21 protein-coding genes, 17 tRNA genes, 2 rRNA genes, 2 pseudogenes and 1 riboswitch are annotated in these 23,505 nt (G+C 45.8%); of the genes and pseudogenes, 35 read left to right on the forward strand and 7 right to left on the reverse strand.

The genetic code is table 11. The features are described 5' to 3' along the window. The first annotated feature begins 38 nt into the window (after positions 1–38). From QF06_RS03220 to QF06_RS03305, 18 genes are all read left to right on the forward strand, one after another. Positions 39–2,966, forward strand: a 23S ribosomal RNA gene (locus QF06_RS03220). Between the two features lie 111 nt (positions 2,967–3,077). Further along, a 5S ribosomal RNA gene (gene rrf / locus QF06_RS03225) occupies positions 3,078–3,193 on the forward strand. Between the two features lie 9 nt (positions 3,194–3,202). Beyond that, a tRNA-Asn gene (locus QF06_RS03230) sits at positions 3,203–3,277 on the forward strand. A gap of 5 nt (positions 3,278–3,282) precedes the next feature. After that, a tRNA-Ser gene (locus QF06_RS03235) sits at positions 3,283–3,374 on the forward strand. A gap of 34 nt (positions 3,375–3,408) precedes the next feature. Next, a tRNA-Glu gene (locus QF06_RS03240) sits at positions 3,409–3,480 on the forward strand. Positions 3,481–3,489: 9 nt separating this feature from the next. Beyond that, a tRNA-Val gene (locus QF06_RS03245) sits at positions 3,490–3,565 on the forward strand. A 9-nt stretch (positions 3,566–3,574) separates the two neighbouring features. Then, positions 3,575–3,651 (forward strand) — tRNA-Met (locus QF06_RS03250). Between the two features lie 11 nt (positions 3,652–3,662). Continuing rightward, a tRNA-Asp gene (locus QF06_RS03255) sits at positions 3,663–3,739 on the forward strand. A 12-nt stretch (positions 3,740–3,751) separates the two neighbouring features. After that, a tRNA-Phe gene (locus QF06_RS03260) sits at positions 3,752–3,827 on the forward strand. A gap of 5 nt (positions 3,828–3,832) precedes the next feature. Continuing rightward, positions 3,833–3,905, forward strand: a tRNA-Thr gene (locus tag QF06_RS03265). A gap of 22 nt (positions 3,906–3,927) precedes the next feature. Further along, a tRNA-Tyr gene (locus QF06_RS03270) sits at positions 3,928–4,009 on the forward strand. Between the two features lie 8 nt (positions 4,010–4,017). After that, positions 4,018–4,091 (forward strand) — tRNA-Trp (locus QF06_RS03275). Between the two features lie 24 nt (positions 4,092–4,115). After that, positions 4,116–4,191 (forward strand) — tRNA-His (locus QF06_RS03280). A 9-nt stretch (positions 4,192–4,200) separates the two neighbouring features. Further along, positions 4,201–4,272 (forward strand) — tRNA-Gln (locus QF06_RS03285). A 49-nt stretch (positions 4,273–4,321) separates the two neighbouring features. Beyond that, a tRNA-Gly gene (locus QF06_RS03290) sits at positions 4,322–4,396 on the forward strand. 5 nt (positions 4,397–4,401) lie between these two features. After that, positions 4,402–4,472, forward strand: a tRNA-Cys gene (locus tag QF06_RS03295). A gap of 7 nt (positions 4,473–4,479) precedes the next feature. Further along, positions 4,480–4,568: transfer RNA gene (locus QF06_RS03300), tRNA-Leu, on the forward strand. Between the two features lie 265 nt (positions 4,569–4,833). Next, positions 4,834–4,915 (forward strand) — tRNA-Leu (locus QF06_RS03305). A 78-nt stretch (positions 4,916–4,993) separates the two neighbouring features. Here QF06_RS03305 and spo0M read toward each other — a convergent pair. After that, positions 4,994–5,770, reverse strand: coding sequence for a sporulation control protein Spo0M (gene spo0M, locus QF06_RS03310; RefSeq protein WP_041851055.1), 777 nt, complete (start codon positions 5,768–5,770; stop codon positions 4,994–4,996). 141 nt (positions 5,771–5,911) lie between these two features. Here spo0M and QF06_RS03315 point away from each other — a divergent pair, with 141 nt between their 5' ends. Beyond that, on the forward strand, positions 5,912–6,115 hold the full coding sequence (locus QF06_RS03315; protein WP_041851054.1) for a hypothetical protein: 204 nt from the start codon (positions 5,912–5,914) through the stop codon (positions 6,113–6,115). 84 nt (positions 6,116–6,199) lie between these two features. Here the strand turns inward: QF06_RS03315 and QF06_RS20915 are convergent, their stop codons facing one another. Continuing rightward, on the reverse strand, positions 6,200–6,472 hold the full coding sequence (locus tag QF06_RS20915) for a spore coat protein (protein WP_010886449.1): 273 nt from the start codon (positions 6,470–6,472) through the stop codon (positions 6,200–6,202). Positions 6,473–6,513: 41 nt separating this feature from the next. On the opposite strand from QF06_RS20915, the pseudogene QF06_RS03320 reads away from it, so the two are divergent. Together QF06_RS03320 and thiC are read left to right on the forward strand one after the other, a co-directional pair. Beyond that, positions 6,514–7,204 (forward strand): annotated as a pseudogene (locus tag QF06_RS03320) (Type 1 glutamine amidotransferase-like domain-containing protein). 69 nt (positions 7,205–7,273) lie between these two features. Continuing rightward, positions 7,274–7,381, forward strand: a riboswitch (TPP riboswitch). Between the two features lie 132 nt (positions 7,382–7,513). Then, on the forward strand, positions 7,514–9,286 hold the full coding sequence (thiC, locus tag QF06_RS03325) for a phosphomethylpyrimidine synthase ThiC (RefSeq protein WP_015715545.1): 1,773 nt from the start codon (positions 7,514–7,516) through the stop codon (positions 9,284–9,286). Here thiC and QF06_RS03330 read toward each other — a convergent pair. Next, positions 9,275–9,493: pseudogene (locus QF06_RS03330) on the reverse strand (BBE domain-containing protein); the annotation flags it as partial. The gene thiC and the pseudogene QF06_RS03330 overlap by 12 nt on opposite strands. A 312-nt stretch (positions 9,494–9,805) precedes the next feature. Here QF06_RS03330 and senS point away from each other — a divergent pair. Further along, positions 9,806–10,003: a transcriptional regulator SenS gene (senS, locus tag QF06_RS03335; protein ID WP_003245192.1), complete on the forward strand. Its 198-nt coding sequence runs from the start codon at positions 9,806–9,808 to the stop codon at positions 10,001–10,003. A gap of 26 nt (positions 10,004–10,029) precedes the next feature. Here senS and katA read toward each other — a convergent pair whose 3' ends face one another. Continuing rightward, a complete protein-coding gene (katA, locus tag QF06_RS03340; protein ID WP_014476225.1) occupies positions 10,030–11,481 on the reverse strand; it encodes a catalase KatA in 1,452 nt (483 codons plus the stop codon). Positions 11,482–11,887: 406 nt separating this feature from the next. On the opposite strand from katA, the gene QF06_RS03345 reads away from it, so the two are divergent. The 6 genes from QF06_RS03345 to rpsN all read left to right on the forward strand — a co-directional run bounded on the left by QF06_RS03345 (position 11,888) and on the right by rpsN (position 16,672). Next, positions 11,888–12,655, forward strand: a complete 768-nt coding sequence (locus QF06_RS03345) for an ABC transporter ATP-binding protein (RefSeq protein WP_041851052.1) — start codon at positions 11,888–11,890, stop codon at positions 12,653–12,655. A gap of 17 nt (positions 12,656–12,672) precedes the next feature. Continuing rightward, a complete protein-coding gene (locus tag QF06_RS03350) occupies positions 12,673–13,671 on the forward strand; it encodes an aliphatic sulfonate ABC transporter substrate-binding protein (RefSeq protein WP_041851051.1) in 999 nt (332 codons plus the stop codon). Further along, positions 13,668–14,498, forward strand: a complete 831-nt coding sequence (locus tag QF06_RS03355; protein ID WP_080332603.1) for an ABC transporter permease — start codon at positions 13,668–13,670, stop codon at positions 14,496–14,498. The genes QF06_RS03350 and QF06_RS03355 overlap by 4 nt, the downstream gene beginning before the upstream one ends. Before the next feature lie 22 nt (positions 14,499–14,520). Then, positions 14,521–15,651, forward strand: a complete 1,131-nt coding sequence (gene ssuD / locus QF06_RS03360; protein WP_003245787.1) for an FMNH2-dependent alkanesulfonate monooxygenase — start codon at positions 14,521–14,523, stop codon at positions 15,649–15,651. Between the two features lie 103 nt (positions 15,652–15,754). Further along, a complete protein-coding gene (locus QF06_RS03365; RefSeq protein WP_003245073.1) occupies positions 15,755–16,291 on the forward strand; it encodes a hypothetical protein in 537 nt (178 codons plus the stop codon). A gap of 111 nt (positions 16,292–16,402) precedes the next feature. Then, complete coding sequence (rpsN, locus tag QF06_RS03370; RefSeq protein WP_041851050.1) at positions 16,403–16,672, forward strand: 30S ribosomal protein S14; 270 nt, start codon at positions 16,403–16,405, stop codon at positions 16,670–16,672. Between the two features lie 17 nt (positions 16,673–16,689). Here the strand turns inward: rpsN and QF06_RS03375 are convergent, their stop codons facing one another. Next, a complete protein-coding gene (locus tag QF06_RS03375; RefSeq protein ID WP_003245008.1) occupies positions 16,690–17,163 on the reverse strand; it encodes a lipoprotein in 474 nt (157 codons plus the stop codon). A gap of 1 nt (position 17,164) precedes the next feature. Beyond that, the gene (locus QF06_RS03380) at positions 17,165–17,365 is read right to left on the reverse strand and encodes a helix-turn-helix transcriptional regulator (protein ID WP_009966860.1); all 201 of its coding nucleotides are present in this window, start codon (positions 17,363–17,365) and stop codon (positions 17,165–17,167) included. A 193-nt stretch (positions 17,366–17,558) separates the two neighbouring features. On the opposite strand from QF06_RS03380, the gene QF06_RS03385 reads away from it, so the two are divergent. Next, positions 17,559–17,632 (forward strand) — tRNA-Gly (locus QF06_RS03385). Positions 17,633–17,722: 90 nt separating this feature from the next. On the opposite strand, the gene QF06_RS03390 is transcribed toward QF06_RS03385, so the two are convergent. Further along, the gene (locus QF06_RS03390; RefSeq protein WP_052500186.1) at positions 17,723–18,346 is read right to left on the reverse strand and encodes a B3/B4 domain-containing protein; all 624 of its coding nucleotides are present in this window, start codon (positions 18,344–18,346) and stop codon (positions 17,723–17,725) included. Between the two features lie 82 nt (positions 18,347–18,428). Between QF06_RS03390 and queG the strand changes: the two genes are divergently transcribed. From queG to QF06_RS03420, 6 genes are all read left to right on the forward strand, one after another. Continuing rightward, positions 18,429–19,589, forward strand: a complete 1,161-nt coding sequence (gene queG / locus QF06_RS03395) for a tRNA epoxyqueuosine(34) reductase QueG (RefSeq protein ID WP_041851049.1) — start codon at positions 18,429–18,431, stop codon at positions 19,587–19,589. 66 nt (positions 19,590–19,655) lie between these two features. Then, entirely contained in the window at positions 19,656–20,591 is a 936-nt protein-coding gene (locus tag QF06_RS03400) for an amidase domain-containing protein (protein WP_015252502.1), read from the forward strand. Between the two features lie 37 nt (positions 20,592–20,628). Beyond that, positions 20,629–21,111, forward strand: a complete 483-nt coding sequence (gene trmL / locus QF06_RS03405; protein ID WP_010886453.1) for a tRNA (uridine(34)/cytosine(34)/5-carboxymethylaminomethyluridine(34)-2'-O)-methyltransferase TrmL — start codon at positions 20,629–20,631, stop codon at positions 21,109–21,111. A 125-nt stretch (positions 21,112–21,236) separates the two neighbouring features. Then, positions 21,237–21,878 carry a YhbD family protein gene (locus QF06_RS03410; RefSeq protein WP_033883013.1) on the forward strand — a complete coding sequence of 214 codons (642 nt, stop codon included), beginning with the start codon at positions 21,237–21,239 and terminating at the stop codon, positions 21,876–21,878. Beyond that, positions 21,869–22,582 (forward strand): bactofilin family protein, encoded by a 714-nt coding sequence (locus QF06_RS03415; protein ID WP_041851048.1) that lies wholly within the window; start codon positions 21,869–21,871, stop codon positions 22,580–22,582. Before QF06_RS03410 ends, QF06_RS03415 begins: the two co-directional genes overlap by 10 nt. Positions 22,583–22,593: 11 nt before the next feature. Beyond that, positions 22,594–23,301 (forward strand): polymer-forming cytoskeletal protein, encoded by a 708-nt coding sequence (locus QF06_RS03420; RefSeq protein ID WP_041851047.1) that lies wholly within the window; start codon positions 22,594–22,596, stop codon positions 23,299–23,301. Positions 23,302–23,505 lie beyond the last annotated feature (204 nt).

The following is a 23,505-nucleotide window of genomic DNA, read 5'->3' on the forward strand; positions in this document are numbered from 1 at the left end:
TTAGTAATACAAGATATCACATAGTGATTCTTTTTAACGGTTAAGTTAGAAAGGGCGCACGGTGGATGCCTTGGCACTAGGAGCCGATGAAGGACGGGACGAACACCGATATGCTTCGGGGAGCTGTAAGCAAGCTTTGATCCGGAGATTTCCGAATGGGGAAACCCACCACTCGTAATGGAGTGGTATCCATATCTGAATTCATAGGATATGAGAAGGCAGACCCGGGGAACTGAAACATCTAAGTACCCGGAGGAAGAGAAAGCAAATGCGATTCCCTGAGTAGCGGCGAGCGAAACGGGATTAGCCCAAACCAAGAGGCTTGCCTCTTGGGGTTGTAGGACACTCTGTACGGAGTTACAAAGGAACGAGGTAGATGAAGAGGTCTGGAAAGGCCCGCCATAGGAGGTAACAGCCCTGTAGTCAAAACTTCGTTCTCTCCTGAGTGGATCCTGAGTACGGCGGAACACGTGAAATTCCGTCGGAATCCGGGAGGACCATCTCCCAAGGCTAAATACTCCCTAGTGACCGATAGTGAACCAGTACCGTGAGGGAAAGGTGAAAAGCACCCCGGAAGGGGAGTGAAAGAGATCCTGAAACCGTGTGCCTACAAGTAGTCAGAGCCCGTTAACGGGTGATGGCGTGCCTTTTGTAGAATGAACCGGCGAGTTACGATCCCGTGCAAGGTTAAGCAGAAGATGCGGAGCCGCAGCGAAAGCGAGTCTGAATAGGGCGCATGAGTACGTGGTCGTAGACCCGAAACCAGGTGATCTACCCATGTCCAGGGTGAAGTTCAGGTAACACTGAATGGAGGCCCGAACCCACGCACGTTGAAAAGTGCGGGGATGAGGTGTGGGTAGGGGTGAAATGCCAATCGAACCTGGAGATAGCTGGTTCTCTCCGAAATAGCTTTAGGGCTAGCCTCAAGGTAAGAGTCTTGGAGGTAGAGCACTGATTGGACTAGGGGCCCCTACCGGGTTACCGAATTCAGTCAAACTCCGAATGCCAATGACTTATCCTTGGGAGTCAGACTGCGAGTGATAAGATCCGTAGTCGAAAGGGAAACAGCCCAGACCGCCAGCTAAGGTCCCAAAGTATACGTTAAGTGGAAAAGGATGTGGAGTTGCTTAGACAACCAGGATGTTGGCTTAGAAGCAGCCACCATTTAAAGAGTGCGTAATAGCTCACTGGTCGAGTGACTCTGCGCCGAAAATGTACCGGGGCTAAACGTATCACCGAAGCTGCGGACTGTTCTTCGAACAGTGGTAGGAGAGCGTTCTAAGGGCTGTGAAGCCAGACCGGAAGGACTGGTGGAGCGCTTAGAAGTGAGAATGCCGGTATGAGTAGCGAAAGAGGGGTGAGAATCCCCTCCACCGAATGCCTAAGGTTTCCTGAGGAAGGCTCGTCCGCTCAGGGTTAGTCGGGACCTAAGCCGAGGCCGAAAGGCGTAGGCGATGGACAACAGGTTGATATTCCTGTACCACCTCCTCACCATTTGAGCAATGGGGGGACGCAGGAGGATAGGGTAAGCGCGGTATTGGATATCCGCGTCCAAGCAGTTAGGCTGGGAAATAGGCAAATCCGTTTCCCATAAGGCTGAGCTGTGATGGCGAGCGAAATATAGTAGCGAAGTTCCTGATTCCACACTGCCAAGAAAAGCCTCTAGCGAGGTGAGAGGTGCCCGTACCGCAAACCGACACAGGTAGGCGAGGAGAGAATCCTAAGGTGATCGAGAGAACTCTCGTTAAGGAACTCGGCAAAATGACCCCGTAACTTCGGGAGAAGGGGTGCTCTGTTAGGGTGCAAGCCCGAGAGAGCCGCAGTGAATAGGCCCAGGCGACTGTTTAGCAAAAACACAGGTCTCTGCGAAGCCGTAAGGCGAAGTATAGGGGCTGACGCCTGCCCGGTGCTGGAAGGTTAAGAGGAGCGCTTAGCGTAAGCGAAGGTGCGAATTGAAGCCCCAGTAAACGGCGGCCGTAACTATAACGGTCCTAAGGTAGCGAAATTCCTTGTCGGGTAAGTTCCGACCCGCACGAAAGGCGCAACGATCTGGGCACTGTCTCAACGAGAGACTCGGTGAAATTATAGTACCTGTGAAGATGCAGGTTACCCGCGACAGGACGGAAAGACCCCGTGGAGCTTTACTGCAGCCTGATATTGAATGTTGGTACAGCTTGTACAGGATAGGTAGGAGCCTTGGAAACCGGAGCGCCAGCTTCGGTGGAGGCATCGGTGGGATACTACCCTGGCTGTATTGACCTTCTAACCCGCCGCCCTTATCGGGCGGGGAGACAGTGTCAGGTGGGCAGTTTGACTGGGGCGGTCGCCTCCTAAAAGGTAACGGAGGCGCCCAAAGGTTCCCTCAGAATGGTTGGAAATCATTCGCAGAGTGTAAAGGCACAAGGGAGCTTGACTGCGAGACCTACAAGTCGAGCAGGGACGAAAGTCGGGCTTAGTGATCCGGTGGTTCCGCATGGAAGGGCCATCGCTCAACGGATAAAAGCTACCCCGGGGATAACAGGCTTATCTCCCCCAAGAGTCCACATCGACGGGGAGGTTTGGCACCTCGATGTCGGCTCATCGCATCCTGGGGCTGTAGTCGGTCCCAAGGGTTGGGCTGTTCGCCCATTAAAGCGGTACGCGAGCTGGGTTCAGAACGTCGTGAGACAGTTCGGTCCCTATCCGTCGCGGGCGCAGGAAATTTGAGAGGAGCTGTCCTTAGTACGAGAGGACCGGGATGGACGCACCGCTGGTGTACCAGTTGTTCTGCCAAGGGCATCGCTGGGTAGCTATGTGCGGACGGGATAAGTGCTGAAAGCATCTAAGCATGAAGCCCCCCTCAAGATGAGATTTCCCATTCCGCAAGGAAGTAAGATCCCTGAAAGATGATCAGGTTGATAGGTCTGAGGTGGAAGTGTGGCGACACATGGAGCTGACAGATACTAATCGATCGAGGGCTTAACCATATTTTTGAATGATGTCACACCTGTTATCTAGTTTTGAGAGAATAAGTTTTTCAAAAAAACACTTGATTTTCTCAAGAATACATAGTATAATGTTAAATGTCACTGAAATTGTCTGGTGATGATGGCGAAGAGGTCACACCCGTTCCCATGCCGAACACGGAAGTTAAGCTCTTCAGCGCCGATGGTAGTCGGGGGTTTCCCCCTGTGAGAGTAGGACATCGCCAGGCAGACTTCATTCCGCAGTAGCTCAGTGGTAGAGCTATCGGCTGTTAACCGATCGGTCGTAGGTTCGAATCCTACCTGCGGAGCCATTATTGGAGAGCTGTCCGAGTGGTCGAAGGAGCACGATTGGAAATCGTGTAGGCGGTCAACTCCGTCTCAAGGGTTCGAATCCCTTGCTCTCCGCCACTGATACTTATACATAATTACAATTGAAAGTCTGGGCCCGTTGGTCAAGCGGTTAAGACACCGCCCTTTCACGGCGGTAACACGGGTTCGAATCCCGTACGGGTCATTATATGATGGAGGATTAGCTCAGCTGGGAGAGCATCTGCCTTACAAGCAGAGGGTCGGCGGTTCGAGCCCGTCATCCTCCACCATTATATCATCGCGGGGTGGAGCAGTTCGGTAGCTCGTCGGGCTCATAACCCGAAGGTCGCAGGTTCAAATCCTGCCCCCGCAACCAAATTTTAAAATGGTCCGGTAGTTCAGTTGGTTAGAATGCCTGCCTGTCACGCAGGAGGTCGCGGGTTCGAGTCCCGTCCGGACCGCCATTTGAATACTTAGGCTCGGTAGCTCAGTTGGTAGAGCAACGGACTGAAAATCCGTGTGTCGGCGGTTCGATTCCGTCCCGAGCCACCACCTATGCCGGTGTAGCTCAATTGGTAGAGCAACTGACTTGTAATCAGTAGGTTGGGGGTTCAAGTCCTCTTGCCGGCACTGTTTTTTAAAAATTTAATGTGGAGGGGTAGCGAAGTGGCTAAACGCGGCGGACTGTAAATCCGCTCCCTCAGGGTTCGGCAGTTCGAATCTGCCCCCCTCCATCATTTATAGGGGCATAGTTTAACGGTAGAACAGAGGTCTCCAAAACCTCCGGTGTGGGTTCGATTCCTACTGCCCCTGCCAAATTTATGACATCTTGAGATTATGGCGGTTGTGGCGAAGTGGTTAACGCACCAGATTGTGGCTCTGGCACTCGTGGGTTCGATTCCCATCAATCGCCCCATATTATCATTGGGCTATAGCCAAGCGGTAAGGCAACGGACTTTGACTCCGTCATGCGTTGGTTCGAATCCAGCTAGCCCAGTCTCACTTTTTATATCAACTGCATATAATGTATTAAGTCCATTAAAAATGCGGAAGTAGTTCAGTGGTAGAACACCACCTTGCCAAGGTGGGGGTCGCGGGTTCGAATCCCGTCTTCCGCTCCAATTACGGCGGCATAGCCAAGTGGTAAGGCAGAGGTCTGCAAAACCTTTATCCCCGGTTCGAATCCGGGTGTCGCCTTCTTATTGCCGGGGTGGTGGAATTGGCAGACACACAGGACTTAAAATCCTGCGGTAGGTGACTACCGTGCCGGTTCAAGTCCGGCCCTCGGCACCAATTTTACTTACATGGTAAGTTGAATTGGTGTTTGTGTTTTATCATTATAACTAATCATATTAATGATCTACATAAGTAGATCATTTTTTTAATGCTTTGATTTATCATAACAAGTTAAGTTCCGAGGCCTATTATAAAGCGGCTGTATAGCTAGTCTTTCAACACTTTTATTTTATATTTCCATAAAAACTTTTTTGAAATACGTTGACACTTTATGAGATCCATGATATATTTATATTCGTCGGTTAGATACGACGTAAAACTTGCCGGTGTGGCGGAATTGGCAGACGCGCACGACTCAAAATCGTGTTCCTTCTGGAGTGTCGGTTCGACCCCGACCACCGGTATACTGAAAAACCCGTTTCTTAACAGAAACGGGTTTTTATTTTTTATTAAAGAAAAGGAGCCGAGGCTCCTTTTTATACTTACTCAGCGTATTGGTCTAGGATCTCTTCTAGCACCTCTTCTAGCTCTTCTGTATCTTCAAGCTCTGATTGGCTGAAACGGACGCGTACAAGCTGTTCTCCGTCATTATACATCTCTTCCAACCACCCTCGGAGTCCTCTTGCTCTGCGGTCGACTTCGAAAATGATTTCCAAACCGTCTTCGTCTAAAAGGAAAATGAGCTCTAATTCATCAAGCATCTGACGATAATATCCGGAAGTCGGAACGAATTCGAATTCTTGAACGAACGGAAGACGACGCTGGAAGTAGGGCGCTTGTTCGCAGTCTGCTTCGTTAAGATGGAAGCCCAGGTTTTCGATTGCTTCAAGCACATTTTCAATCCAAGGGTGCGCTTCAACGAAAATGCGGTCATGATCGGATTTATCGATACCGCCTTGAATGTCAAGGTCTGTCACCACGGCAACCTCTACTTTCCCTACAGTGATCGGCGTATCTAGAGGCAGAGTGAATGTGAACGGAAATTGATGCTCTTCACCAGGCTGAATGGTAAATGAACCAGTGACCCGGAAAGAATGAATTGTAGCGTATTTCCGGTGCTCTTCATCGTCTTTTACAATGACATACCGTGTACTAAGCTGTAAATCGATATAACGGATGTCCTGAGCGATTTTTCCGCCTTTGACATGTACCGTTCCCCGTACTTCTTCTCCAGGAAAATATGCGTCTTTCTCTAAAATAGTATCAACTTTTGCTGCTCCAATTCCGGCACTTGCCGCAAGCTTCTTAAAAAGTGACATGTTAGATCTTCCCCTTTTTCTTTTTTCTCAACAGATATACGTAAGAAGGAGGAAAAAAGATTCATCTGATTCATACTTTTTTCCTATTATTCGTCTCGGCCTAGGGACAGACTAAGAATAATATTGAAAATAAAGGAGTGGATGGAAGTGAATAAAGAAAGTTTGGTTGCAGATGAATTACACAGAATGTTTTTGGCTGGTGAGCTGCAAATCACAGTAGAGGAGGATATAAACAGTATTTCCGAAAGGCTGAGAAACGGTGATCTCAGTTTAGACCGATTAAGCGGTGAAGACGTGTTTATAAAAGAAACGGTAAATGAGGCTTTAAGAAGAGTGGAGCAATAAAAAAGAGACGGCATCTCATCTTTGAGATCCCGTCTCTATTTGTGGTCTTTGCTGTAAGATAAAAGCGAATCGATTTGGAATTGCTCACCCGAGCCACCCCTTTTCTAACAGAAGATCTGACAGTTCATCATGGAGATAAACAGCTGTATCTAATTGATCATGCAATGCTCTTCTGATGTGGGGATTTTCGGTTGCTGTTGTTGCGACAGTGTATTTGTTAATGCTGGTTTTTATTGTTGTTAACAAATCAAGAATATCTTTGGGACAAAGACTTTGTTCAATGGGAAACCACCTCCTTTGTTTTTTTAGCAGCTCCTGATAAGAAAGTATTTGGCTTTGTTTCTTGCTTCTATACAAAATGCTATAATAAGCAACAAATTTTGTTGGGGGGTGTGATGATGAAGCAGATTATTGCGATGGGGGGCGGGGGTTTTTCGATGGAGCCGGATAATTTGTCCCTCGATCAATATATCCTCAATCAATCAAAACGAGAGCAGCCTCGTATTTGTTTTTTGCCGACGGCGAGCGGAGATTCCCAAAACTATATTCAGCGGTTTTATCATGCATTTCAAACATTGGATTGCGTGCCGTCTCATTTATCTTTGTTTAAGCCACCATCATCAGATTTAGCTTCTTTTGTTATGGAAATGGACGTGATTTATGTTGGCGGGGGAAATACGCGGAATTTACTTGTTATGGAAAGAGTGGGGGCTGGACCATATTCTCAGGGAAGCATGGAAGAACGGTGTGGTTGTAGCTGGAATAAGTGCCGGTGCGATCTGCTGGTTTGAAGAAGGGGTGACAGATTCAGCCGGACCGCTGACAAGTTTGAAAAGTTTAGGTTTTTTGCAAGGGAGCTTTTGTCCCCATTATGACGGGGAAAAGGATCGGAGACCGGCATACCACCAGCTGATATCTAACAAGTTCTTATGCAGTGGCTATGCAGCGGATGATGGGGCTGCTCTCCATTTCATAAATGATCAGCTGTTTCAGACTGTGAGTTCAAGGTCGGGTGCAAAGGCATATCGGGTGATGATGGCTGAACATGAAATAGCTGAAATCCCGTTGCCGGTCAAATATTTAGGGTGAAATTGGCTGAATATTATCTATATTCCTCTTTTTTTCAGATTGATTTTATGATAAGATGAGTGCGAAATCAATAGTTACTGGGGGTGCCCGCTTTCGGGCTGAGAGAGAAGGCAAGCTTCTTAACCCTTTGGACCTGATCTGGTTCGTACCAGCGTGGGGAAGTAGAGGAATTGTTTTTGTTATTGTCTTGCTGGGCAATAATATGTTTCTTTCTGACTGTAACCGGGTTCATTTATATGAATCCGGTTTTTTGTGCTGGTTATGGGCTTGATTTTGTCCTTTCAAACGTAGAAAGGGGAAGGAAAAGTAATGCAAAACAATTCAGTGCAGCAAGCCAACATTTCCATTATGTCAAGTTTTTCAGGCAGCAAGAAGGTATACGTGGAGGGTTCTTCTTCGGACATCCAAGTGCCGATGAGGGAGATTGCATTGAGTCCGACGACGGGATCGTTCGGCGAAGAGGAAAACGCGCCTGTGCGTGTCTATGATACAAGCGGACCGTATACGGACCCTGAAGTAACCATTAATATTCAAGAAGGATTAAAGCCGCTCCGCCAAAAATGGATCACAGAGCGCGGTGACGTGGAAGAGTATGAAGGTCGGGCTATAAAACCAGAAGATAACGGTTATAAAAAAGCAAAACCAAACGTAAGCTATCCAGGATTAAAGCGGAAACCGCTGAGGGCGAAGGCAGGTCAAAATGTCACACAAATGCACTATGCAAAAAAGGGGATCATTACACCTGAGATGGAATTTATCGCCATTCGTGAGCATGTGTCTCCTGAATTCGTCAGAGACGAGGTAGCCAGCGGCCGGGCGATTATTCCTTCAAACATTAATCACCCTGAAAGTGAGCCAATGATTATCGGCCGGAATTTTCATGTGAAGATTAATGCAAATATCGGGAATTCAGCGGTTACGTCATCCATTGAAGAAGAAGTGGAAAAAATGACGTGGGCCATCCGCTGGGGGGCGGATACGATGATGGATCTCTCTACCGGAAAAGATATTCATACGACGCGTGAATGGATTATCCGCAATTGCCCCGTGCCTGTGGGAACTGTTCCGATTTATCAGGCGCTTGAAAAAGTAAACGGCGTAGCTGAGGATTTAACGTGGGAGATTTATCGTGATACGCTAATCGAGCAGGCAGAGCAGGGAGTGGATTATTTTACGATTCACGCGGGTGTTTTGCTTAGGTATGTACCGCTGACTGCCAAACGGACAACTGGTATCGTGTCACGCGGGGGAGCGATTATGGCGCAGTGGTGTCTGGCTCATCATCAAGAAAGCTTTTTATACACACATTTTGAAGAAATATGTGAGATTATGAAAATGTATGATATTGCTTTCTCTCTTGGGGATGGTTTGCGTCCCGGATCAATTGCTGATGCCAATGACGAAGCGCAGTTTGCTGAATTAGAGACGCTTGGAGAGCTGACGCAAATTGCCTGGAAGCATGATGTTCAGGTGATGATTGAGGGTCCTGGCCATGTTCCGATGCATAAAATCAAAGAGAATGTCGATAAACAAATGGACATTTGTAAAGAAGCGCCTTTTTACACATTGGGGCCGTTGACAACGGATATTGCTCCGGGATATGACCATATTACTTCAGCGATCGGAGCGGCGATGATCGGTTGGTACGGGACAGCAATGCTTTGTTATGTAACGCCGAAGGAGCATTTGGGGCTGCCAAATCGTGATGATGTTCGTGAAGGAGTCATTACATATAAGATCGCTGCGCACGCTGCGGATCTTGCAAAAGGGCATCCCGGAGCACAAACCCGGGATGATGCGTTATCGAAAGCCCGTTTTGAATTCCGCTGGCGGGATCAGTTTAATTTATCTCTTGATCCGGAGAGAGCCCTTGAATACCATGATGAAACTCTGCCTGCTGAAGGAGCAAAAACCGCTCACTTTTGTTCCATGTGCGGTCCGAAATTTTGCAGCATGAGAATTTCACAGGATATTCGGGATTATGCGAAGAAAAACGATCTCAGTGAAGCAGAAGCCATAAATAAAGGATTAAAAGAAAAAGCAAAAGAGTTTGTCGATACGGGAAGCAATTTATATCAATAAAAAAGATGAAGATGGAGAATGCTCCATCTTCATTTTTTTGAAAAACAGAGAGCGTCGAAGCGGAGGAATACTCTGTTCAAAGCGGAAAACATTTTCTGGATCATATTTCGTTTTGACACGGCGGAGTCGTTCAACGTTTTCGCCGTAATATGTTCTTGGCCAGTTTCTGATTTTGATATCTGGCCAATTTACGTAGTCTCCCATCGTTTAACTCGAAAGTCCGGATCATCCCGTGTCACGATACGTCCGGTCAATTTTGTCTTTTCCACACACCCACATCTCTTTCTCTCGTATTCTAGTTTCTCTAGCTTATGCGTCAGGGGATAAGAGTGTATAAGGAAAAAGCGGGGATGCAATCTGATATAGTATCAATACCCTCAAAAAATAGTTGACAGGTCGGTATTGTATGAATTAACATGGTCAGTACAAATTTTTCAAATTTATCGCGCTGATCGGGACACCGAAGGCTCTTATCTTTTAGATAAGGGCCTTTTTTGTATGAAAAAGGAGGGATTATTGATGGGAGTCAAAAAAGAAAAGGGGAGAAAACGATTCAGGAAGCGAAAAACCTACGGGAATCAGATTTTGCCGCTTGAGCTGCTGATTGAAAAAAACAAACGAGAGATTATAAACAGCGCGGAACTCATGGAAGAAATTTATATGAAGATTGATGAGAAGCATACGCAATGTGTAACTAAATATAAAAAAACCCGCTGACTACAGCGGGTTTTTGCATTTCTCCATTAAGCATCTTTTTTAATCGGCAATCCAAGGCCTTCTGCCACGCGTTTTCCGTATTCAGGATCCGCTTTGTAGAAGTGCTCGATTTGGCGCAGCTTGATTTCTTCTTTTTCTACCGGCTTCATAGCATTAACGATATTTTCAACAAGGCGGGTACGTTCATCTTCACTCATTAAACGATACAGATCACCGGCTTGAGTGTAGTGATCGTTGTGATCGTAGCTTACGCTGTCAGCGATACCTTGTACCGGATATGCTGCTTGCTTATCCTCAGGTGACTCTTTTGGACCGCCGAAGCTGTTAGGCTCGTAATACACAGATCCGCCGCCGTTATCATCAAAACGCATTTGCCCATCACGCTGATAATTGTTTACTTTGTTGCGTGCGCGGTTGATTGGCAGCGCTTGATGGTTTGCACCGACACGGTAGCGGTGTGCATCATGATAAGCAAAAAGTCGGCCTTGAAGCATTTTATCCGGTGAAACATCAATACCAGGCACGAGGGTTCCAGGTGAAAATGTCGCTTGTTCTACCTCTGCAAAGTAGTTTTCCGGATTTCTGTCTAGAACCATGCGTCCGACCTCGATTAACGGGTAGTCTTTTTGAGACCAAACTTTTGTGACATCAAACGGATCGAAACGGTACGTATTTGCATCTTCTAAAGGCATGATTTGCACATATAGTTTCCATGCAGGATAATCACCGTTTTCGATTGCGTTGAAAAGGTCTTCTGTATGGTAATCAGGGTTTTCACCGGCAATTTTTGCTGCCGTATTGACATCAAGGTTTTTCACGCCTTGTTCTGTTTTAAAGTGATATTTAATCCATACGCCTTCGCCTTCGGCATTTGTCCATTTGAATGTATGGCTTCCGAAGCCGTGCATGTGGCGAAGTGTCGCAGGAATTCCGCGGTCAGACATCAGGATTGTCACTTGGTGCAGTGACTCTGGTGAAAGTGACCAGAAATCCCATACAGCCGTAGGGTTTTTCAGGTGTGTTTTTGGATCTCTTTTTTGTGTATGGATGAAATCAGGGAACTTAATCGCATCGCGGATAAAGAATACAGGCGTATTGTTGCCGACGATGTCGTAGTTTCCTTCTTCAGTATAAAATTTAACAGCAAATCCGCGCGGATCGCGAACTGTGTCAGCAGAGCCAAGTTCACCGGCAACTGTTGAGAAACGGATGAACAACGGTGTGCGTTTGCCGACTTCAGAAAGGAAAGCGGCTTTCGTGTATTTTGTTACGTCGTTTGTCACTTCAAAATATCCGTGTGCGCCTGCTCCTTTGGCGTGAACAACACGTTCAGGAACACGTTCTCGGTTGAAATGGGCCAATTTTTCGAGTAAATGTACATCTTGAATTAAAGTTGGTCCGCGAGAACCGGCAGTCATTGAGTTTTGATTATCTCCAACCGGAGCGCCCCAGCTAGTTGTCAGTTTATTTGAACTCATGTTATCACCTCTTGGAATTTATAAGAACATAATATCATCTCTAAGTAAAAAGTCAATATTATTTTATAATTATTATAAAATAGTTATCTCTATTAATCGATATCTAGTATCGAAAGTGTTGAAAAACCTTGTTGTAACAGCTTTTTATGACACTTAATAATTTTTGGAGAAATAATTTTTCCTTCTCTATTTGCGAAACAAGCAGAGTAAGTGATAAACAAGGATATCAAAAATCGTATTTAAAAAAGAGTTGACATATCGGAATAATTTGAATTAACATGTTATTCAAACAAAAAAACAATTGGGCAGCTGATCGGACCGCCGAAGGCTCTCATCTCTACAAGAACAGAGATGGGGGCCTTTTTGTTTTTTTGAAGGCGGGGTTGGCAGAAAGAGAGGGATAAAAGTGGCTGTGACCATCAGCATCAAAGAAAAGGCATTTGTTCAAGAGGGCCGCAAAAACACGGTCTTAGAGAACATAGAATTATCAATCGCACCAGGCGAATTTCTAACGCTTATCGGACCGAGCGGGTGTGGAAAAAGCACCCTGTTAAAGATTATTGCAGGGCTTGATTCTGAATATGACGGGAGTGTTGAAATTAACGGCCGCAGCGTAACAGCTCCGGGTATTCAGCAAGGATTTATTTTTCAGGAACACCGCCTCTTTCCTTGGCTGACTGTTGAGCAGAATATTGCAGCCGACTTGAATTTGAAGGACCCAAAAGTCAAACAAAAGGTGGATGAACTGATCGAGATTGTCAGATTGAAAGGATCGGAAAAAGCATATCCGCGCGAGCTGTCAGGCGGCATGTCACAAAGAGTAGCCATCGCCCGGGCCCTGCTGCGGGAGCCTGAGGTGCTGCTTTTAGATGAACCGTTTGGTGCACTCGACGCTTTTACAAGAAAACACCTGCAGGACGTGCTGCTGGATATATGGAGGAGGAAAAAAACAACGATGATTCTCGTGACTCATGATATAGATGAATCTGTTTATTTAGGAAATGAGCTTGCGATCCTTAAGGCCAAACCGGGGAAAATCCATAAGCTGATGCCCATTCAGCTGGCGTATCCGCGAAACCGGACGACTCCGGATTTCCAGGCGATCAGACAGAGAGTGCTGTCGGAATTCGAGAAAACAGAAGATTTGGAGTACGCAGAAGGATCAGGGATATAGAAAGGGCGGAAGCGGAAATGAAAAAAGGACTCATTGTATTGGTAGCCGTTATTTTTCTGCTCGCAGGCTGTGGAGCAAATGGAGCCAGCGGTGACCACAAACAATTGAAGGAAATTCGTATTGGTATTCAGCAAAGCTTAAGCCCGCTTTTGATCGCAAAGGAAAAAGGCTGGTTCGAAGATGCATTTGAAAAAGAAGGCATCAAAGTGAAATGGGTGGAGTTTCAAAGCGGTCCGCCCCAATTTGAAGGCCTTGCGGCAGACAAACTTGATTTTTCTCAAGTCGGTAATTCGCCTGTGATCGCTGGACAGGCGGCAGGCATTGACTTTAAAGAAATCGGTTTGTCTCAGGACGGCTTGAAAGCAAACGGCATCCTTGTCAATCGAAACAGCGGCATTCAAGACGTTAAGGACTTAAAGGGGAAGAAAATTGCAGTCGCCAAAGGCAGCAGCGGGTTTGATTTTTTGTATAAAGCGCTTGATCAAGTGGGGTTGTCAGCTAACGATGTGACAATTATTCAGCTTCAGCCTGATGAAGCAGCTTCCGCATTTGAAAACGGATCTGTTGATGCCTGGTCCATTTGGGAGCCGTACTTGTCCTTAGAAACAATGAAACACGGGGCAAAAATCCTTGTGAACGGAGAAAGCACAGATTTATATTCACCGGGTTTTACTTTAGTAAGAACAAAGTTTTCAGAAGAGCATCCAGACGAAGTGGTCCGTTTTCTGAAGGTGTTTAATAAAGCCGTTGTATGGCAAAAGGAACATCTGGATGAAGCAGCGGACTTATATTCTGACATTAAAGATCTCGATAAAAAGGTCGTCGAAAATGTGCTGAAAAATACTGAGCCACTTAATGAGATCATCAGTGACGACATTGTGAAAGCACAGCAGGAAACAGCAGATTTTCAATTTCGAACAAAGGCGATAGATAAGAAGATTGATGTGAAGGATGTTGTCGATAACACTTTTATCAAAAAAGCATTAAAGGAACATTCCTCAGGAGGTGATCAATGATGAAAGCAGAGGCTGCGGGCTCGCTGCCCAAAACGAATGCGGAAGCGGTGCGAAAAAAGCCCGGAAGGAAGAGATACGGCTGGATGAAGGGGCTTTTACTGCCCGCTGTCATCATTGCCATCTGGCAGGTCATCGGCGGGCTGGGGGTTGTGTCTGCTACAGTGCTGCCTACACCTGTTACGATTGTTCTGACCTTTAAGGAGCTTATTTTGTCCGGCGAACTGTTCGGCCATCTGCAAATCAGCATTTATCGGGCGGCGCTTGGTTTTTTGCTTGGCGCGGGGCTTGGATTGATGATCGGGATTTTGGCCGGATTTTCCAAACGGACGGAGCTGTATCTTGATCCGTCGTTGCAAATGCTTAGAACCGTACCTCATCTGGCCGTCACGCCGCTGTTTATTTTATGGTTCGGATTTGACGAAGTATCTAAAATTTTGCTGATTGCGCTCGGTGCCTTCTTTCCTGTCTATATCAATACGTTTAACGGCATCCGCGGGGTTGACGCGAAGCTGTTTGAAGTCGCCCGGGTGCTTGAATTTAAATGGCATCAGCAGATATTCAAAGTGATATTGCCGGCAGCCCTGCCCAATATATTGCTAGGCATTCGCTTATCGCTCGGCATTGCATGGCTCGGGCTCGTTGTGGCAGAGCTGATGGGCTCAAGCTCGGGAGTCGGCTATATGATCATGGATGCGAGACAGTTTTCACAAACGAATAAAGTCTTTGCAGGGATTATCATTTTTGCAGTGGTTGGAAAGCTGACGGATTCCTTCGTCAGGCTGCTTGAACGAAAGCTGTTAAAGTGGAGAAACAGCTACGAAGGATAAAAGATATAAAGGGGAGATGAATATGGAAATTCTTTGGTTTATACCGACTCATGGAGACGCGAGATATTTAGGATCTGAAAGTGATGGACGGACTGCGGATCATCTTTACTTTAAACAAGTCGCCCAGGCGGCAGACAGGCTGGGATATACAGGAGTTCTTCTGCCAACGGGAAGATCGTGCGAGGACCCGTGGCTTACAGCTTCGGCACTGGCAGGAGAAACAAAGGACTTAAAGTTTTTAGTCGCGGTAAGACCTGGTTTAATGCAGCCTTCTCTGGCAGCCAGAATGACATCCACCCTAGACCGCATTTCAGACGGCCGGCTGCTGATCAACGTTGTGGCAGGGGGCGATCCGTATGAGCTGGCAGGCGATGGCCTGTTTATCAGCCATGATGAGCGCTACGAGGCAACAGACGAATTTTTAACCGTTTGGCGGAGACTTTTGCAGGGAGAAACGGTTTCCTATGAAGGAAAGCATATAAAAGTGGAAAACAGCAATCTGCTTTTCCCGCCGCAGCAAGAGCCGCATCCGCCCATCTATTTCGGTGGTTCGTCACAGGCTGGAATTGAAGCTGCCGCAAAGCATACAGACGTGTACTTGACATGGGGTGAGCCGCCTGAACAAGTAAAAGAAAAGATAGAAAGAGTCAAAAAGCAAGCGGCAAAAGAAGGGAGATCCGTTCGATTTGGCATTAGGCTGCATGTCATTGCCCGTGAAACTGAACAAGAGGCATGGGAAGCGGCAGAGCGCTTGATCAGCCACTTAGATGATGACACCATTGCCAAAGCGCAGGCAGCTTTGAGCCGTTACGACTCTTCAGGCCAGCAGCGGATGGCCGTCCTTCATCAAGGCGATCGGACGAAGCTTGAAATCAGCCCGAATCTGTGGGCGGGGATCGGCCTGGTCAGAGGAGGGGCAGGAACAGCTCTTGTCGGTGATCCGCAGACGATTGCCGACCGGATAGCGGAGTACCAGGCACTCGGCATAGAATCGTTTATATTCTCCGGCTATCCGCATTTAGAAGAAGCGTATTATTTTGCAGAGCTTGTATTTCCGCTTTTGCCGTTTGAAAATGATCGGACGAGAAAGCTTCAGAACAAAAGGGGAGAAGCGGTAGGAAACACTTATTTTGTCAAAGAGAAAAATGCATGAGTTTAACTAAAATACAGCCCCCCGAACATGGTATGATATTCAAAAAAAGGGGGCTTTTTTTCTGAAAACATTGAGAAGCGCGGCAGTCATTTGCCTCATAGCTATGCTGTCAGCATGCGGACATTCAAAACAGATGGAAATCAAAGCGGCGGACATATCAGATCTTGAAAAAAACAGAATGGATGTCGCAGCTTCACAGGCATTCACTGCCGAAGCCGTCAATATCGGTGAAGGTATTTCTTCAGCTGACATGTACATCGAACATTATCAAAAGGGAAAGCTTGTTGAGAGGTTTGGACCGGTTCGTGCAGATTATTCAGAGGAAAAAACTGATACCATACAATTTGTTTATTTTGAGAATGAAGAGGGGGAAGGAAAGAATAAACATACCACCATTCATTTTGGCATTGTGGATAAACAGGGAACTATAGCGGCTGATTCATCGGTGAAACGCGACGATAGCACAACACAGGAAATGACTCAGAATATTTCATCGCCGGAACCGATTACTTTCGAGAAGCCTGCTTTGATCGGCAGCAGTATTAGAGGGACTGACGAGACAATGCACACCTCTGAACATAAAAAAGAGCTCATTAAGCATCAAGATGCGTTACTGTATTATGTGGAATTGCATCATTAGAATGGGCGGCTTCAGGCCGTCTGTTTTACAAAGCGGTATGCTTGCTTTTTTGAATGGTGCATGATACATTTTAAATCGTAACAATTTCGATTTAAAGGGAGGCTATGTGACTTGGCTAAAAAATCAAAAGTGGCAAAAGAGTTAAAACGCCAACAGCTTGTTGAGCAATACGCTGGTATTAGACGCGAGTTGAAGGAAAAAGGAGATTACGAGGCACTCAGCAAGCTGCCAAGAGATTCAGCACCGGGAAGGCTTCACAACCGCTGCATGGTAACGGGGCGCCCGAGAGCATATATGAGGAAGTTTAAAATGTCCAGAATCGCTTTCAGGGAGCTGGCCCATAAAGGCCGGATTCCCGGTGTGAAAAAAGCAAGCTGGTAAGAAAAAACTCCGGCCGATTACAGCGCGCCGGAGTTTTTTTCGTTTTTCTTGAAAGAGATGACGTAGGAAAGGTGCTGGATGATCATGATGATAAACACAATAATAATAGGGAAAAACGGAATGCGCGATTGAAATAGCGGATAAAAAATGAGAAGAACCGCTGCGGCAGGCAGCGAGAAGTAGACAGCGATATATGACGCGCGACATGCTTTTGCCGTCATCATCTGCTCTCTTTCATCCTGCTCTTCAAACTCATCAGGCAGAAGTAGCTGCTTTCTGGCAGGGCGGCTTTTTTTCTGTAAGTACAAATAAACCGCAGACGCCGCAACAAACAGAATAAAGGGAGTGAGGTTTAAATCAAATACCATCCCGCCGCTCTTTGTGCCGAAAAAAGATGCTATGCCTTCTGAGGCTTCAAAGTATGAAATCAGCGCCCAGCATGCAAGGCCAAATAAAACAAGGTGAAAAGCTGCTTTTGTTTTCATGCTCATCTTAGTTTTCCTCCTCTAACCAAAAGACATCCTCCATTTTCATGGAGAAGGCTTTGCAGATTTTCAGTGCTAACAGCAGTGAGGGAACATAATCGCCTTTTTCAATCGCTGCCACAGTCTGTCTTGTGACGCCGACCGTTTCTCCGAGTTTTTCCTGAGAATAGCCGAAGCGTGCCCTCAGCTCTTTTACTTTATTTTTCATCATGACGTCTGTCCCCTTCACAATCTCGATTGATTATATTGTATAGTATACTTAACATTATGTAAATGGTACTTAACAACTTTACAAAAAGATAACTTTTTTTCGACAAAATTTTTATATTCCCTTGACGAAAAATAAATAAACATGTAATATAAAAAAAGTCAGAGCGGTACTGTTGCTGACAATCACAAATGCGGGTGTAGTTTAGTGGTAAAACCTCAGCCTTCCAAGCTGATGTCGTGAGTTCGATTCTCATCACCCGCTCCATACATACGTTATTAACGCAGTGTTTCGTTTCTCAGATAAACGAAGTATTGCGTTTTTTTATGTGAAAAAGAACACGGTATTCGTGTTCTTTTACGTAAGCCAATGTACTGTATGGGTGCCGCCGTGAATTTGTTCAAACATTTTCGTTAATGATGATAAGAGGTTAACAGCGCTGCTATTCTCAATCGATGGCGGGAAAAAAATGATTTGCAGCATATTCTTAGTCTCGTTTGAAACGGGATAGTGGTTGACGCTGTTTTTGAAATCGCCAAAAATGCCGTTTTCATCAGAGAAAAGCAGTATGTTTTCTTTTTCTCCCAATGAGATCCGGACCGGCTCATGAAGCTTTCCGGCATCATAAATCATAATAGGCAGAGAATATTTTAATGCGAAAAAATCGATTGTGTCATGGGCCGAGTCTTTACTTTCCATGAATTGTTCCTTGGATATCGGGACCAGCATGTCCTCCATTGGGGTTGTTTCTCCCTCAAATGAAGGGTTAAGCTGTTTAAAGAGTTTCTGCCATTCCTTGACGAAGGATTCATCGGATATACCGCCGTCCGCATAGTCGAAAAACAAGGATTCTTGAAACAGGCGGAGTCTGCCTTTCAGCATTTGCGGTGAGGAGCCGACTTCGATATTCTCATAAATGACAGCAGCTGCATGTAAGCCGGCCGCACGTTCAGTAATAACAGAATCAAGTTTGATATTCACTAGCATTCACTCCAGTTACGTGATATCAACCTATTATAAACGCTGTATCGTTTTATCACAAAGAAAGGAGGCTGTGCAAAACATGAACGTTTATCAGCTCAAAGAAGAATTAATTGAATACGCGAAAAGAATTGGCGTGGACAAGATTGGTTTTACGACCGCTGATACTTTTGACAGTTTAAAAGACCGTTTGATTCTTCAAGAATCACTCGGCTATCTCTCCGGCTTTGAAGAGCCGGATATCGAAAAAAGGGTGACGCCGAAGCTTCTTTTGCCGAAAGCGAAATCAATAGTGGCAATTGCTCTCGCATATCCTTCCAGAATGAAGGATGCGCCGAGAAGCACGAGAACTGAGCGCAGGGGCATTTTTTGCAGAGCCTCCTGGGGAAAAGACTATCATGATGTGCTGAGGGAAAAGCTTGATCTGCTGGAGGATTTTCTAAAAAGCAAGCATGAGGATATCAGAACGAAGTCAATGGTTGATACAGGTGAATTGTCTGATCGCGCCGTTGCGGAACGTGCCGGAATTGGATTCAGTGCGAAAAACTGTATGATCACAACACCCGAGTATGGCTCTTATGTGTATTTGGCGGAAATGATCACAAATATCCCTTTTGAGCCTGATGTGCCGATTGAAGATATGTGCGGGTCCTGCACGAAATGCTTGGACGCCTGTCCGACGGGAGCACTGGTTAATCCCGGGCAGCTTAATGCGCAGCGCTGCATCTCTTTTCTGACCCAGACAAAAGGATTTTTACCTGATGAATTCCGGACAAAAATCGGAAACCGCCTGTACGGGTGCGATACGTGCCAAACGGTATGCCCTCTCAATAAAGGGAAGGATTTTCATCTTCATCCGGAAATGGAGCCTGATCCTGAGATTGCCAAACCGTTATTGAAGCCGCTTTTGACCATCAGCAATCGGGAATTTAAGGAGAAATTCGGGCATGTCTCAGGTTCTTGGCGCGGAAAAAAACCGATTCAGCGAAACGCCATTCTCGCGCTTGCGCATTTTAAGGATGCTTCCGCACTGCCTGAATTGACGGAACTGATGCACAAGGATCCGCGTCCTGTCATCAGGGGGACAGCCGCATGGGCAATCGGAAAAATCGGAGACCCCGCATACGCGGAAGAGCTTGAAAAAGCGCTGGAAAAAGAGAAGGATGAAGAGGTAAAGCTGGAAATTGAAAAAGGAATTGATTTGCTAAAAGCTTCAGGCATGACTAAACGAGGCTTGTCCTGACATACGTATAGAGCAGAAGGAAAAAACACTTGAGATCATCCAAGTGTTTTTTCTCTATAAAAAAGTATGGCGGGTGGGGTGAGCTTGAAGCACATTTTAGAACAATTAGCGGAGGAGCGGCTGGGCTTTCTGGTTAACGGGCATGCTATGAGACAGGAGTCTCAAGTCGGAGACCTTAAAGTCATGGAGCGTAAGAAAAAGCTTCTGGAAAAACGTAAAGTTGACATCATAAAAGCGAAAGCAAAGGCCGTGATTAATCATGTGCGGGTTGAGGATGACGGAACGACCTGCCTTTCGTATACCATTCATTACGAATACGTGTGTAAGGAACAAGATGACAGCTTGTATATAGAAGAGCACATAGAGGAGCGAATGGCTTTCCTGTATGATCACATTTTGATTAGTGATCAGGAAATTGCGAAAAAGCCGGCTGGATTTCATGAAGGGACCAGTATTATTGACTATTCTGAAGCTGAAGAGGAAAGAGAAGCGTTTGGCAGGGCTTTTCAATACGATCGTCTCGGCGCTGTCCAATATGCCGAGAAATTTTGGAACAAGCGCAATCCTGCTTATAAAAATTTCAGCGATAACTGTACAAATTTTATTTCTCAGTGTCTTCATGCAGGAGGCGCGCCGATGCGCGGTCATCCGAACAGGGGATCAGGCTGGTGGATGAAACAAAGCTCATGGAGCTACAGCTGGACGGTGGCTCACTCTATGAAAATGTATTTGTCGAATTCAAAGGCCGGACTGCGTGCGGTGCGGGTGAAATCAGCGGAAGAACTGATGCCGGGCGATGTGATTTGCTATGACTTCGAAGGAGACGGCCGGTTTAATCATACAACGATTGTCGTGGCAAAGGACAAAGGCAATATGCCGCTTGTCAACGCCCAGACTTATGACAGCAGGATGAGGTATTGGTCATATGAGGATTCTACGGCATACACGCCGTCAATACGATATGCCTTTTTTCATATCGTTGATGATACGACAAAAGAGTAATTAATGTTATAATGATGGGCGGATAAGAAAAACAGAGGTGAACATTGTGGCATTACATGTCGTTTTATATCAACCAGAAATTCCCGCTAACACAGGGAATATTGCACGTACTTGTGCAGCAACCAATACAACGCTACACCTGATTCGTCCGCTCGGCTTTTCAACGGATGATAAAATGCTGAAGCGTGCCGGACTCGATTATTGGGAGTTTGTTAACGTTGTGTATCATGATTCGTTAGAAGAATTGTTTGAGGCATATAAAAAAGGCAAGTTTTTCTTTATTACAAAATTTGGCCAGCAGCCTCATACATCATTTGATTACACTGATCTTGACGAGGATTATTTCTTCGTGTTCGGAAGAGAAACAAGCGGTTTGCCAAAGGATTTAATTCAAAATAATATGGACCGCTGCCTGCGTCTTCCGATGACAGAGCACGTCAGATCGTTAAATCTGTCCAATACTGCCGCGATTCTTGTTTATGAAGCGCTGCGCCAGCAAAATTACCGTGATTTAAAATAGTGAAAAAACCCGCTCATCGATGATGGGCGGGTTTTTTTGCGGATGTTGAAATGCTTTGTTTCGTTTTTGGGCTTAACAACGTAACAGTGTTATGTTACAATGTACCCAACAAAGGAGCTGGACTTATGGAAGAACAATTAATCTCTAAAAAAGAATTACTTGAAAGAACATCGATTTCATACGGTCAGCTGTATCGATGGAAGCGGAAAAACTTAATACCTGAGGAATGGTTTATTCGTAAATCCACATTTACAGGGCAAGAGACGTTTTTTCCGAGAGAGGAGATTTTAAAACGTATATCAATGATTCAAAAGATGAAAGAAAATTTGTCTTTGGATGAAATGAGGGAAATGCTGTCGCCGAAAATGAAGGATGTCAGCATGACCGCTGATGAATTGCTTCATAAAGGTTTGGTTTCAAGGCCTGCTCTTGAAGCCTATTCAGAAGACGGAGGAAGTCCGGTTTTTTCATCCAGCGATTTGCTTTCGCTATATGTGCTTGAGGGACTGCTGCAGTCTGGAAATGTCAGCCTTGCAGAAGCAAAAATGGCTGCAGAGGTATTAAAGAAGCATGATAATGAAGAGATTGAAAAACAGACGGAGCTGATTGTGCTCCGCAAGCTCGGTGTCACAACTTGTTTTATAGCGGCTGCGGCGGACAGCATTTTGTTTGAATCATCCGTAAAGGTTGTGGAACGGGTAGATTTATTAAAAGCTTCAGAGGAATTAAAAACAACATTTATGCAGGAGGGCCATCGATGGATGTAGTGGAAAAGCTGGTGATAAACGGATCAGGAAGTTCAAAGGGAGGAACATTTCAATCTGTTGAGATTAATGGCAGCGGGACAGTGGCCGGGGACGTGGAGTGTGATACTTTTTCTTTTAATGGAAACGGAAAAGCGGACGGCAGCGTCAAAGCGAAAGCGGTAACCATCAGCGGTTCAGGAAAGATACATGGAGACGTTGAAGCAGAATCTATCCGGATGAATGGCACTGGTTTTATTCAAGGAGAGGTATCTGCAAAACAATTGAAAATCGCTGGATCATCAACATTTTGCGGCACTGTCAAGGCTGATGGAATTGACATTAGCGGAAAAGCTGTCATGGAAGCAGATTGTGAAACAGAAACCTTTCAATCAGAAGGGAAATGCAAAATCAGCGGGCTTTTAAATGCAGACCAGGTGATCATTAAGCTTTCTGCAGGGGAAAGCTATGCGCGGGAGATCGGCTGCCGCCATCTTCAAGTGACCTGCAGAAAAGGAATGCTGACATTGCTCAGATTGATGCCGCAGCCTGTTCTAACAGCAGAGCTGATCGAAGGTGACGTGATTGAATTGACAAATACAAAGGCGAAAACCGTGCGCGGTAATAAAGTGGTCATCGGCCCGGATTGCCAGATTGAAACCGTCGAATACAGTGGGGACTATACCTGTGATCCAAGCGCGTCGGTTGAAACATCCACAAAGTTGTAAGGAGGATCGTAATGGAGACAACAAAACTGGGAAATTTAAAATTATATGGCGCTGGGCATGCCGCAGGAGGCGCGTATCACAATGTCAGCATCAAAGGAGAAGGTGTAGTTGGAGAAGGGCTGTCTGCTGTAGGCTGCCGCATATACGGAACGGGCCTTTTTCTCGGAAAAGCAGAGACTGAGCGGCTGCGTGTGCTCGGAGAAAGTGAATGTAAAGGCGATCTGACAGCCGGCAAAATCAATATATATGGGACAATGAAAGTCAGCGGCTCACTTCAATTTGATCGATTCAATCTGAAAGGCCAGACTGAAATTGGCGGGAATATGACTGGAGAATCCTGCGATGTGAAAGGGAAGCTTAGCGTAAAAGGTGATTGTGAAACAGAAATGTTCCATGTCACAGGCTGTGTTGATGTATCGGGGTTATTAAATTCGGGTGAGATCAAGCTGGGATTGAGCCATGATATAAGCCATGTGCAGGAAATCGGCGGAACAACAATTACAGTGAAAAGACGCGCGAGTTTTTTTTATCGGAAGAAAGTGAAGCTGATCGCCGATGTCATAGAAGGCGATCGGGTTTATTTGGAGAATACCGAAGCGGCAGTTGTCAGGGGAAAAGAAGTGATCATCGGGCCGGGATGCAGTATCGGAACAATTGAGTACGAAAACAAATATGAATGCGATCCGCATTCACAGATTAAAGAAAAAACAAAACTGTAAAACATTGTTCTGTTATACAAAAAGGGTGCTCTTTCAGGAGCACCCTTTTTTATTCTTTTCCAGGCTTGCTTTCGTATCCTGCGGTAAAAATTGATACTAAAAAAGTGACAATGACACCCATCATGATGATTGTTTTCACCGTCTCTCCCCCTCTTCAATTTTTCCGTGCTGTCCGAGTCTGGATGATTCTGTATTTTTCTTTAT

The sequence above is a fragment of the Bacillus sp. YP1 genome (assembly GCF_000877815.1).
GTDB classification, from domain to species: domain Bacteria; phylum Bacillota; class Bacilli; order Bacillales; family Bacillaceae; genus Bacillus; species Bacillus subtilis.